This is a genomic window from Lysobacter zhanggongensis (assembly GCF_046638635.1).
Classification (GTDB): Bacteria; Pseudomonadota; Gammaproteobacteria; order Xanthomonadales; family Xanthomonadaceae; genus Novilysobacter; species Novilysobacter luteus.
The window spans coordinates 1-11,699 of sequence record NZ_JBJXHK010000019.1 but is presented as its reverse complement, the minus strand read 5'-3'; the positions used below and the strand labels follow the sequence as shown (position 1 = coordinate 11,699).

The window sequence follows — 11,699 nt, the reverse complement described above, 5'->3', positions numbered from 1 at the left end:
GGGCTGGCATGGGAGGAGCGGTAGATGGCGATCGGTTCCCTGGGCGGCCTGCGCCGCCGTCAACCTGCCACCGGCCGTCGGCGCGGTGGCGGCATCCGCTGGTGGATCCTGCTGCTGTTTGCCGGCTACGCCGCCTGGCAGTGGTTCGGCAGCGCCAAGGTCGACCCGTACACGGGCGAGACCGCGCACTACGGCGCCACCCCGGAGGAGGAGGTGCAACTGGGTGCGCAGGCGTTCCAGCAGGTGCTGGGCGATGCCCAGGCGCAGGGTGCGCTGATGTCGCCCGAGGCGCAGGTGAGCCAGCAGATCAGGGCCATCGCTCAACGCCTGATCACCAAAGTGCCACAGGTCACTGCAGACTTGGCCGCGATGCACCAGCAGGAAGCGCCGACCATCCATCAGGACTTTCGATGGGACGTGGCGGTGATCCAGTCCGACCAGGCCAATGCGTTCGTCCTGCCCGGCGGAAAGATAGCGGTCTATACCGGCCTGCTGCCGGTGGCGCAGACCGAGGATGCGATGGCGGTGGTGATGGGGCACGAGATCGCCCACGCACTGCTGCGCCATGGTTCGCAGCGAATCGCCCAGCAGGAGCTCGTGCAGATGGGGCAGATGGCCGCCGGCATGGCGATCGGCGGGATGGATCCCCAGCAGCAACAGGCGGTGATGGCCGCGCTGGGCGCTGGCGCGCAGTACGGTTTCATCCTGCCGTATGGGCGCAGCCACGAGACCCAGGCCGACCAGGTCGGGCTGATGCTGGCGGCGGCGGCGTGCTACGACCCGCGGCAGGCGATCCCGTTGTGGGAGCGGATGTCGGCTTCCAGTGGCGGCCAGCAGCCGCCCGAGTTCGCGTCGACCCACCCCGATCCGGCCAACCGCATCCAGACCCTTCAGTCACTGATGCCGCAGGCGCTCGAGTTCCATCAGCGCAATTGCGCGGGACAGACGCTGCAGTAGGGCCTAGCGCTTGCCTTCGGGCTTCTTGCCGGTGGCGGCGTTCTGGCCGACGCCGCCGGTCAGGTTCTGCTGGAACTCCTTCCACATCGACAGGTTGCGCTCGGTCAGCTGGTTCATCATCGTCCAGGGCGTCTGGCCGATCATGCCGCCCATCTGCTGACGGAACTGCTGCTGCTGGTCGAGGAACACCTGCATCGAGCGCTCCAGGTAGGTCCCCATGAAGCCCTGCAGCGAGTCGCCGTAGAAGCGGATGATCTGGCTGAGCAACTGGGTAGAGAGCATCGGCTCGCCGTCCTGTTCGTGCTCGGCGATGATCTGCAGCAACACCTGGCGGGTCAGGTCCTCGCCTGATCGCGCATCACGCACCTCGAACTCCTCGCCATCGACGATCAGCTGGCGTACGTCCTCGATGGTGATGTAGCTGGAGATCTCCGTGTCGTAGAGACGGCGGTTGGGGTATTTCTTGATGACGCGCGTCTGGCCCATGGAGCGGGTGCCCTGTCTCATGATGCTCTGCAGCATGGCCCACGCCGCCGCCGCTTTGCAACTTGTGGCGGCACTACCAGCCCATGTACTGGCCGCCATTGGCCGACAGGTTGGCGCCGGTGATCCATCCAGCCTCGTCGGGCACGAAGAACGCCACGGCGTAGGCGATTTCGTCGGGCGTGCCGAGGCGGCCGGTGGGGATCTGCGCGACGATCTTGTTGCGCACCTCCTCGGGTACCGCCATCACCATGTCGGTGCCGATGTAGCCCGGCGATACCGTGTTGACGGTCACGCCGAACTTCGCGTTTTCCTGCGCCAGCGAGATCGTGAACCCGTGCATGCCGGCTTTCGCCGCGGCGTAGTTCGCCTGCCCGTACTGGCCCTTCTGGCCGTTGATCGAGCTGATCTGGACGATCCGGCCCCATTTGCGCGCGCGCATCCCTTCGATCACCGGACGGGTGACGTTGAAGCAGGAATTGAGGTTGGTGCAGATGACGTCGTTCCACTGCTGGGGCGTCATCTTGTGGAAGGTCGAGTCGCGGGTGATGCCGGCGTTGTTGACGAGGATCTCGACCGGGCCGAGTTGCTGTTCGATGTCGCGGACGAGCCGCTCGGCGTCCTCCGGCGACGACACGTCACCGTGCGCCATCGCGACGTCGACGCCGGCGTCCTTCATCCGCGCCTGCCACTCGCGCCCACGGGATTCGTCGCGGTAATTGGTCGCGACGCGGTGGCCCATCGCGGCCAGCCGCTTCACGATCGAGGTGCCAATGCCACCGGTGCCACCGGTGACCAGTGCAACGCGAGACTGCATGTCGTTCTCCCTCCCCGTGCCCGAAGGCAGTCTAGCCCCGCTTTGTGAATTGTCCGTTGCGCGCTGCGGAGGTCAGGACGGGAGAGCACCCCGGCCAATGTCGACGACAGGGCCCACTGGCCTTGTGCCGATCGATTCGGGGCGGAACCCGGCCCGTGCGCAGGCCAGCAACCCCCCGACCGAGGTCGCCTCCGCCAGCACGGCCGGGTCCTGGCCCAGGCCCGCCCAGGCATGTCGCAGCGCCGGCAGCGGGTCGGCCGGGTCGACGGGCCACGCCGCCTCGGACTTGGACAGCTTCTGTCCGTCCGCACCGGTCACCAGCGGCAGGTGCGCATGGCGGGGCACGGTTACCCCGAGCGCGCGCTGGAGGAGGATCTGCCGGCCGGTGGAATCGAGCAGGTCCGCGCCGCGGACCACGTCGGTGATGCCCTGGTCGGCATCGTCCACCACCACGGCGAGCTGGTAGGCCCAGTAGCCGTCAGCGCGGCGGAGTACGAAGTCGCCTACCGTGGCCCACACCTCCTGCACCTGCCTCCCGCGGACCAGGTCGTCGAAGGCCACGCGGGAGCCGGCCGGCACACGGAATCGCACAGCCGGGCGCGCGCGACGACGGGCCGCGACGCACTGGTGGTGGATGCCGCCGATCGCGGCCAGGTCCGCGCGGCTGCAGTGGCATTCGAACGCGTGGCCGGATGACATCAGCCGCTCCAGCGCGTCCTGGTACAGCGCTCCGCGGGCGCTCTGGCGGACCACCGGTCCGTCCGGTTCGAGCCCGAACGCCTGCAGCGCGGCGAGTTGCCGGTCGGCCGCGCCGGCGACCTCGCGCGGCGGGTCCAGGTCTTCGATCCGGACCAGCCACTCGCCTCCGGCACGGCGCGCGAACAGCCAGCTGCCGAGCGCGGCCAGTAGGGAGCCCGCATGGAGGTCGCCAGTGGGCGACGGGGCGAACCGGCCGCGATGAACGATGCCGGCGGGGTGGTCGTTGGGGTCGGACAAGGGCACGTGGGCGGTGTGGCGGTGGCGACGCGGGTGCGGTTTGCCGATTCCGGCAGCCGCCGGTCATCTTGAATTCCCGCCGAGCCTGCCACACTTTCACTCCAATCGCGCATGGTGCGCGCAAGGGTAACGACATGTTCAAGCGCGTCGCGCTTTTCCTCGCAACCAACCTGGCCGTGATGGTGCTGCTGGGCATCGTCCTGAGCGTGCTGCAGGGCGTGTTCGGCGTGAGCCTGGGCAACAACGGCGCGTTGATCGTGATGGCTGCCCTGTTCGGTTTTGGCGGCTCCATGATCTCGCTGATGCTGTCCAAGTGGATGGCCAAGCGGTCCACCGGTGCCCACGTGATCGAGCAGCCGCGCAACGAGGCCGAGCAGTGGCTGGTCGACACCGTCCGCCGCCAGGCCGAGAACTCGGGGATCCGCATGCCCGAGGTCGCCATCTACGATGCGCCGGAGATCAACGCGTTCGCCACCGGCCCGAGCCGCAACAACTCGCTGGTGGCGGTCTCGACCGGGCTGTTGCGGGCGATGGACCGCGACGAGGCGGAGGCAGTACTCGCCCACGAGGTCAGCCACGTCGCCAATGGCGACATGGTCACCATGGCGCTGATCCAGGGCGTGCTCAACACGTTCGTGATCGTGCTGGCGCGGGTGGTCGGCCGCGTGATCGACAGCTACATCAGTGGCAACCGCGAGGGCGGGCCGGGCTTCGGCTACTACATCATCGTGTTCGTGCTGGACATGGTGTTCGGCCTGTTCGCCAGCATGATCGCGATGTGGTTCTCGCGGCACCGGGAGTTCCGCGCCGACGCGGGCGGGGCCAGCCTGGCCGGTCGCGACAAGATGATCGCGGCGTTGCAGCGGCTGTCGAAGACCTACGGCGAGAGCACGCTGCCCAAGCAGGTCGCCGCGTTTGGCATCAGCGGTGCGGTCGGCCACGGCCTGCGCCGGCTGATGATGAGCCACCCGCCGCTGGAGGAGCGCATCTCCGCGCTGGGCCGGATGTCGGACTCGGTACGCACCGCGGCCTGACCGTCGCGGCGTCAACAGAAAGCCCGCCATCCGGCGGGCTTTTCTCTTGCCAGGCTTACTGCCTCAGCTGAAGTCGTAATCCATCTGCGGACCGGCCTGGGCGAGGAAGTGGCCCTGGGCATAGTCGATTCCGGCGCCGAACAGGATCGTCATGCTGCTGGCGTCCTGGACGAAGTTGGCGATCGTCTGCTTGCCGAGCTCGCGGGCCTTGCTGGCGATCTCGCGGATGCGCTCCTGGTGCTCGGGGCTGGTGGCCAGCTCTTCGGTAAAGGCGCGGTCGAGCTTGAGCATGTCCGCATTGAAGTGGCTCAGCAGCTGGAACGAGTTCAGGCCGCTGCCAAACTGCTCCAGGCCGACCCGGACGCCCAGCGCGGCGGCACGTTCCTGGAACGCCTGCGCCGCCTTGAGGTGGGTGAACACTTTCGACTCGGGCAGTTGCAGCACCAGCAGGTGGCCTTCGGCACCGTGCTTGGCCAGCTGCTCGCGGATGTGTTGGAGCAGGCTATCGTCCTGCAGCGACACCTCGTTGATGCGCACCAGCAGGGTGGTCCGGTGGCCGCCGCGCAGCCGCTCGCCGATGTCGGCGATGGCGCGGCCCACCACCCAGCGATCGATCTCCCACAGGAGGCCGTGTTCCTCGGCAATCTGCAGGAAGGTCAGCGGCTGGACCAGTTCGCCGCCTTCGCCCTGCATGCGCAGGTAGGCGTCGTACATCTCGTCGGGCGCGCCGTGCAGGCCGATCAGCGGCTGGTAATGCATGACGAAGCCGTCGCCGTCGATGGCATCGCGGATACGGTTGACCCACGCCTCGACGCGTTCTTCCTCGGCGCGGTCGACCGCGCCCGGGTCGAAGATTTCGATCCGATTGCCGCCGACGCCTCCGGCCGACTGCACGCCATCGTGGGCCTTGGCCAGCACCGCCGTGACGCTGGCGATCTTCTGGCCGATCTGGACACCACCGACGCTGGCGGTGGCATTGAGCGATCGGTCGTCGACTTCGAGCACCGCGGCGGCGAAGGCCGCGCGCACGGCTTCGGCGAGGGCGACGGTGCCGTGGTAGTCGCTGCCGCGGCGCAGCACCGCGAACTGGTGTTCGGCGAAGCGCGCGGCGACGTCGTCCCGCCCCAGCGCACCCTGCAGGCGTCGCGCACAGGCGGCGATCAGATCGTCCGCTGCGTGCAGCCCCAAGTCCTGCAACAGCTTGGCGTAATGGTCGGGCTCGACCAGCAGCAGCGCGTGGTGGCCGCCGTCGCGGGCGGCGTCGCTGACCGCATCCTCGAGCTGGCGCAGGAACGTCGAGCGGTTGAGAAGGCCGGTGACCTGGTCACGCTGGCGCAGCTCCTCCACCTCGCGGGCGAGCTCGGGGTCGAACTCCTGCCGGCGCAGGATCACCTGCTGGCAGGCCTCGCCTTCGTAACTGGCCGCCGCGAACTCCATCACCGCCGGGAAGCTCTCGCCATCCAGCGTGCGCGCCTCCATCTCCAGTCGCGGCGGTGGGGCCTCGCCCTTGCTCAGCCGCTTGAGCAGCTGCTTGAAATCGTCGACGTGCTGCGGCGCGACCATGTCGAGCAGCGACATGCCTTCGATGTCCTCGAACGAGTCGAACCCGAACTGCTCCAGGTACGCGCTGTTGGCGCGGATGTGCATGCCCTCGTGGACATAGGCGATCGGGTCGCGCGAGGAGTCGATCAGGGCATCGCAGCGGCGCTCGTTCTCGCGCACCTGCGACTCGAGCTTGCGCAGCGCGCGGCGTGCTTCGAGCGCGGTCCATTCCTTGCGCACGACCGCCTCGACCTGGTCGATCCTGCGACGCAGGGCGATGCCGGCCACGCCGGCGGCGGTGGCGTTGAGCAGCAGGGTGTCGTCGACCGCGTCGGCCAGCAGGATCACCGGCAGGTCCTTGCCGGTGGCATCGATGCGCTGCATGACCGCGGCCAGCGGCAGGGTGCGGCAATCTTCGGCGGCAAGGACCAGCTCGACCGGCGGACCGGACAGCAGGTCGTCCAGCGCCTGTTCGCTTTCGGGCCGGTTGGGCCGGACTGCGATGCCGGCATTGCGCAGTCCACTGACGATGGCTTCGGCCGCCTCCACACTGTCGTCCACGATCAGCAGCCGCAACACCATGTCTTTCGCAGATTGCATAAGGTCTCCGTCCGGATTCGCGGGTGGGGCGGACGGCACAGGGCGGATGGCGGTCCGCGACGGAGCCGCCATGAACGTGTCCGCGACGGCAGCGTCGCCACGTGCATATGTAAGCATGTTCTCCCCCTTGCGTGCCGCCGGGTCGCGGTGGCACGCCTCGATTGCCGTGGCGTGTCCCCACCACCGGCTGCGCCGGAATGCGCTCCCACCCTACTGCTTATGACAGATTGCCGGGGCAGCGGTCCGTGACGCCCTTCAAGGGTTGCTACGTCAAGTGGGGCGGGAAACGGCCAGGCCCGTCACCAGAGCGGTCGTTTGCCGCTGTCACCGGCCACTTCACGGACCAGGCGCGGCACCAGGTAGCCCGACAGCCTGGCCGCCAGCCCGGCGTGGAGGGCGCGGGCGCGATCGTCGTCGACTTCGAAATGGGCGGTGCCCTGGACCCTGTCCAACTGGTGCAGGTAGTACGGCAGCACGCCGGCCTCGTAGCCACGCGTGGACAGGTCCGACAGGGCGTCGACCGAATCGTTGACCCCGCGCAGCAGGACCGCCTGGTTCAGCAGGGTCGCACCGGTGCCGCGCAGGCGCGCCATCGCGGCGTCCACGGCCGGGTCGAACTCGTTGGCGTGGTTGGCGTGCAGCACCACCGTCACCGGCCACGGCAGGTCGCCGATCCACGCCAGCAGCGCATCGTCGACCCGCTCGGGCAGCACCACCGGCAGCCGGGTGTGGATGCGGAACCGGCGCAGGTGGGTGGCGTCGGCCAGCGCGTCGGTCAGCTCGGCAAGCTTGGTGGTCGCCAGCGACAACGGGTCGCCGCCCGACAGGATGACCTCGTCAATGCTGGTGTCGGCGCGGATCAGACGGATCGCTTGCTGCCAATGGCCGGCCGCGGCGGTCTCCTCGGCGTACGGGAAGTGGCGCCGGAAGCAGTAGCGGCAATTGATCGCACAACTGCCGGTGGCGACCAGCAGGGCGCGGCCGCGGTACTTCTGGATCACCCCGTGGCCCGAACGTGCGGCGCCATCGCCGACCGCGTCCAGGCTGAAACCCGGCATCGGCCGCATCTCCGCGTCCAGTGGCAGGACCTGGCGCAGCAACGGGTCGTCGGGGTCTCCGACGTGCATCCGGCCGACGAAGCCGCGCGGCACCCGCAATGGAAACTGGGCCAGCGCGGCGTCGGAAACCCCCAGACCAGCCGGGTCCAGCCGGAGGATGGCGAGCAGCTCCGCCGGGTCGCGCACCGCCTCACGCCAGAGCTGTTGCCAGCGTGGCGAGGGCAGGGGGACTGGCTGCGGGCGGGCCGGGGCTGCGGGTATCATTCGGGTCCTGTGCTGCTTGCGCTCCGGTCGGAGCGGAGGCAGCCCGTCATTCTAGCCGCCCGCGACAGGCACCGGGCGGCACGGCACCGTCTCCACACATTCATCTACACCCAGGAGCTCCAGCATGGCCACTTACGGCATGAACGACGTCAAGAACGGGATGAAGATCCTGGTCAACAACGACCCGTGCATCATCACCGACACCGAGTACGTCAAGCCGGGCAAGGGTCAGGCGTTCACGCGCATGAAGTACCGCAGCATCAAGAGCGGCCGGGTGCAGGAAATCACCATGAAGGCGACCGACTCGGTCGAGGCCGCCGACGTCATCGATACCGACATGCAGTTCCTGTACGCCGACGGCGAGCACTGGCACTTCATGGACCCGACCAGCTTCGAGCAGGTCCAGGCAGACCGGAACGGCGTGGGCGACGCGGCCAAGTGGCTCAAGGGAGAGGAAGAGTGCGTGGTGACGCTGTGGAACGGCGTGCCGATCTTCGTCAATCCGCCGAACTTCGTCGAACTCAAGATCACCGAAACGGACCCGGGCGTGCGTGGTGACACCTCCGGTGGCGGCGGCAAGCCGGCGACGCTGGAGACCGGCGCGGTCGTGCGCGTGCCGCTGTTCGTCGGCCAGGACGAGGTGATCAAGGTCGACACGCGGTCCGGCGAGTACGTCAGCCGGGTCAAGTGATGGCGCCCTCCAACCCCCAGCCCTGCGACCTGCTGATCGAGGCGGGCTGGGTGGTGCCGGTCGAGCCGCACGGCGTGGTCCTCGACGACCACGCCGTGGCGGTGACCGACGGCGTCATCGTCGCGGTCCTGCCGACCGCAGAGGCGCGGGGGCGGTTCCAGCCGGCCCGCACGGTGTCGCGCCCGCAGTCGGCGCTGATCCCCGGTCTGGTCAACGCGCACACCCACAACCCGATGTCGCTGCTGCGCGGCGTGGCCGACGACCTGCCGCTGATGGAGTGGCTGCAGGGGCACATCTGGCCGGTGGAAGCGGCCGTGATCGGGCCTGAGTTCGTCAGCGACGGCGTGACCCTGGCGATCGCCGAGATGCTGCGCGGTGGCACCACCTGCGCCAACGAGAACTACTTCTTCCCCGACGCGCAGGCGGCGACCTACAAGCGCCACGGCTTCCGCGCCGTTGTCGGACTTCCGGTCATCGACTTCCCGACCGCGTGGGCCAGCACCGACGACGAGTATTTCGACCGTGCCTGCGAAGTCCACGACCAGTGGCGCAACGACCCGCTGGTGACGATGGCCTTCGTGCCGCATGCGCCGTACACGGTGTCGGATGCGAGCTTCGAACGCATCCGCATGCTCGCCGACCAGCTGGACCTGCCGGTCCACCTGCATACCCACGAGACCGCCCACGAGGTCGAGGAATCGCGCGAAAAGTACGGCCAGCGTCCGCTTGCGCGCCTGGACCGGCTCGGACTCGTGAACGACCGCCTGATGGCGGTGCACATGACCGCGTTGACCGACGCCGAGATCGATCTGTGCGCCCGGCGCGGCGTCAGCGTCGTGCACTGTCCAGAGTCCAACCTCAAGCTGGCGTCGGGGTTCTGCCCGGTCGGCCGGCTTGAGCAGGCCGGCGTCAATATCGCGATCGGGACCGACGGCGCCGCCAGTAACANAGCAGGCCGGCGTCAATATCGCGATCGGGACCGACGGCGCCGCCAGTAACAACGACCTCGACATGTTCGGCGAGATGCGCACCGCCGCCCAGCTGGCCAAGGCCGTTGCGGGCGACGCGGCGGCCTTCAGCGCCGCCAGCGCCTTGCGCGCGGCGACCCTGGGCGGTGCCCGGGCGATGGGCCTGGAGCGGTCGATCGGTTCGATCGAGCCGGGCAAGAAGGCGGACCTGGCATGTGTCGACCTCGGACAGCTCGAGAGCCAGCCGCTGTTCCACGTGGTCTCGCAACTGGTGTATGCCACCGGCCGCCACCAGGTGACCGACGTCTGGATTGGCGGGCGGGCGAAGCTGAGTGACCGCCAGCTGGTCGACCTGGACATCGAACAGCTGATCGCCAACGCGCGGCAGTGGCGGGACCGTATCGCCGCGGTCCGCGCCTGACGCCACGCTTCCTCCCGTACCGCATCCCGAAGCAGGGGAATCAGCATGACCGCAGCACCGTTCGCCAACCAGAACTTCAGCCAGGCCGAGCTCGACAAGTTCGGTGCGCTGGCGCAGCGGTGGTGGGACCCGGAGGGGCCGCAGAAGGCGCTCCACGCGATGAATCCGGTCCGATTGGCCTACGTTACCGGTCGGACCACGCTGCGCGACGCACGCGTGCTTGACGTCGGCTGCGGCGGCGGGCTGCTGAGCGAGGCGCTTGCAGGCGAGGGCGCCGTGGTGACCGCGATCGACCTGTCGCCGGAGCTGCTGAAGGTCGCGCGGCTGCACGGGCTCGAAACCGGGGTATCGGTGGATTACCGCCAGCAGCCGGTCGAAGCGCTGGCCACGGAAGCCCCGGGATCGTTCGACGCGGTCACCTGCATGGAAATGCTCGAGCACGTGCCCGACCCGGCGGCGATCATCCGCGCCTGCGCCGAACTGCTCCGGCCGGGCGGTCGGTTGTACCTGTCGACGCTCAACCGCACCCCGGCGGCGTTCGCGCTGGCGATCGTCGGCGCCGAGTACATCGCCCGCCTGCTGCCGAAGGGCACGCATCGCTATCGCGATTTCATCCGCCCGTCGGAGTTGGCCGGCTGGCTGCGTGACGCCGGGCTGCAGCTCGAGGACGTCAGCGGCCTGATGTACGAGCCCTGGCGCAACAGCGCGCGGCTGATCCCGCGCGCCGACGTGAACTATCTGGCCTGCGCCCGCAAGCCCGAGTGATCCCCCCTCCATGACCGACCGATTCCCCGGCGCGGTGCTGTTCGACCTCGACGGCACCCTGCTCGACAGCGCCCCCGACATGCTCGCGGCCGTGAACACGATGCGCGCGGCGCGCGGAATTGCGCCGATGCTCCTGTCCGAACTGCGCCCCCATGTGTCCAAGGGGTCGCGGGCGATGGTGCAGGCCGCGTTCCCGGACCTCGACCCCGCGGCGCGGGAAGGCTGGATCCCCGAGTTCCTCGATGTCTACCAGAGTGAGCTGGGGCGGCACTGCGGCCCGTTCGATGGCATCGAAACCATGCTCGGCCGGCTGGAACAGGCCGGCTGCGTGTGGGGCATCGTGACCAACAAACCCGAGTACCTGGCCGCGCCCCTGCTGCCCATGCTGGGATGGCAGGACCGCTGCAGGGTGCTGATCGGCGGCGACAGCCTGCCGGCGCGCAAGCCCGACCCGCTGCCGCTGCGCGTCGCGGCCGAGCGGATCGGATTCGCCCCCGCGCAGTGCATCTATGTCGGCGACGACGAGCGCGACATCGTCGCCGCGCGCGCCGCCGGGATGCCGTCGGTGGTCGCACTATGGGGCTACCGCCTGTCGGAGGACGATCCGTTCGCCTGGCAGGGCGATGTCCTCGTCGACCGCCCGCACGATCTATGCAACGCCATGGCCTGGCCTCGCTGCCATGTCTGAGTCCGGGGCCGTGCCGATCGATGTGCGCGAGGAACCCGGCGCCGCGCTGGCGGGTTTCATCGACAAATGGCGCGCACGCTGGCCGGAGTGGGCGGTCGTGGAAGTGTTCGTCCCCGCCGGGCAGCGCGAGCTCGCTTCGGCCTGGGCGGCGCTGCTGCAGGAGCTCACCGACGCGGCCTGGGGCGGGACCGATCCCATCCCCGGGGAAGCGAAGCTGGGCTGGTGGCAGGAAGAGTTGGTCGGTTGGACCCGCGGTGCGCGGCGGCATCCACTCGGCACCGCGTTGCAGCGCCAACCGGCGCCGTGGACGACGCTGGCGGCCGCGCTGCCGTCGCTCGGCAACAGCCGTGAGCGTCCGGGCGACCCGGCGGAAGCATTCGCCGCGCTGGCCTCGTTCGCCCGGGCGGTCGCGGAC

Annotated in this window: 10 protein-coding genes and 2 pseudogenes; 7 read left to right on the top strand and 5 right to left on the bottom strand. The window is 69.0% G+C overall.

Translation table 11 applies throughout. The features are described 5' to 3' along the window. Positions 1-24 precede the first annotated feature (24 nt). Entirely contained in the window at positions 25-957 is a 933-nt protein-coding gene (locus ACKVMH_RS05215; RefSeq protein WP_215219964.1) for a M48 family metallopeptidase, read from the top strand. A 3-nt stretch (positions 958-960) separates the two neighbouring features. Here the strand turns inward: ACKVMH_RS05215 and phaR are convergent, their stop codons facing one another. The 3 genes from phaR to gluQRS all read right to left on the bottom strand — a co-directional run bounded on the left by phaR (position 961) and on the right by gluQRS (position 3,259). After that, positions 961-1,443, bottom strand: a complete 483-nt coding sequence (gene phaR, locus ACKVMH_RS05210) for a polyhydroxyalkanoate synthesis repressor PhaR (RefSeq protein ID WP_215220301.1) — start codon at positions 1,441-1,443, stop codon at positions 961-963. 73 nt (positions 1,444-1,516) lie between these two features. Beyond that, positions 1,517-2,257 (bottom strand): acetoacetyl-CoA reductase, encoded by a 741-nt coding sequence (gene phbB / locus ACKVMH_RS05205; protein WP_412699504.1) that lies wholly within the window; start codon positions 2,255-2,257, stop codon positions 1,517-1,519. A gap of 72 nt (positions 2,258-2,329) precedes the next feature. Beyond that, entirely contained in the window at positions 2,330-3,259 is a 930-nt protein-coding gene (gluQRS, locus tag ACKVMH_RS05200; RefSeq protein WP_412699503.1) for a tRNA glutamyl-Q(34) synthetase GluQRS, read from the bottom strand. Between the two features lie 128 nt (positions 3,260-3,387). On the opposite strand from gluQRS, the gene htpX reads away from it, so the two are divergent. Further along, positions 3,388-4,287 (top strand): protease HtpX, encoded by a 900-nt coding sequence (htpX, locus tag ACKVMH_RS05195; RefSeq protein ID WP_215219967.1) that lies wholly within the window; start codon positions 3,388-3,390, stop codon positions 4,285-4,287. A gap of 63 nt (positions 4,288-4,350) precedes the next feature. On the opposite strand, the gene ACKVMH_RS05190 is transcribed toward htpX, so the two are convergent. Both ACKVMH_RS05190 and epmB read right to left on the bottom strand, forming a co-directional pair. Then, the gene (locus ACKVMH_RS05190) at positions 4,351-6,429 is read right to left on the bottom strand and encodes an EAL domain-containing response regulator (RefSeq protein ID WP_412699502.1); all 2,079 of its coding nucleotides are present in this window, start codon (positions 6,427-6,429) and stop codon (positions 4,351-4,353) included. Between the two features lie 299 nt (positions 6,430-6,728). Further along, the gene (epmB, locus tag ACKVMH_RS05185; protein ID WP_412699501.1) at positions 6,729-7,751 is read right to left on the bottom strand and encodes an EF-P beta-lysylation protein EpmB; all 1,023 of its coding nucleotides are present in this window, start codon (positions 7,749-7,751) and stop codon (positions 6,729-6,731) included. A gap of 124 nt (positions 7,752-7,875) precedes the next feature. On the opposite strand from epmB, the gene efp reads away from it, so the two are divergent. The 5 genes and pseudogenes from efp to ACKVMH_RS05160 form a co-directional block, all read left to right on the top strand. Next, positions 7,876-8,442: an elongation factor P gene (efp, locus tag ACKVMH_RS05180; RefSeq protein ID WP_215219970.1), complete on the top strand. Its 567-nt coding sequence runs from the start codon at positions 7,876-7,878 to the stop codon at positions 8,440-8,442. Next, a pseudogene (locus ACKVMH_RS05175) lies at positions 8,442-9,831 on the top strand (TRZ/ATZ family hydrolase). The gene efp and the pseudogene ACKVMH_RS05175 overlap by 1 nt, the downstream one beginning before the upstream one ends. Before the next feature lie 45 nt (positions 9,832-9,876). Further along, positions 9,877-10,596, top strand: a complete 720-nt coding sequence (gene ubiG, locus ACKVMH_RS05170) for a bifunctional 2-polyprenyl-6-hydroxyphenol methylase/3-demethylubiquinol 3-O-methyltransferase UbiG (protein WP_215219972.1) — start codon at positions 9,877-9,879, stop codon at positions 10,594-10,596. 10 nt (positions 10,597-10,606) lie between these two features. After that, the gene (locus ACKVMH_RS05165) at positions 10,607-11,284 is read left to right on the top strand and encodes a phosphoglycolate phosphatase (protein WP_412699500.1); all 678 of its coding nucleotides are present in this window, start codon (positions 10,607-10,609) and stop codon (positions 11,282-11,284) included. Further along, positions 11,277-11,699 (top strand): annotated as a pseudogene (locus tag ACKVMH_RS05160) (hypothetical protein); the annotation flags it as partial. The gene ACKVMH_RS05165 and the pseudogene ACKVMH_RS05160, both read left to right, overlap by 8 nt.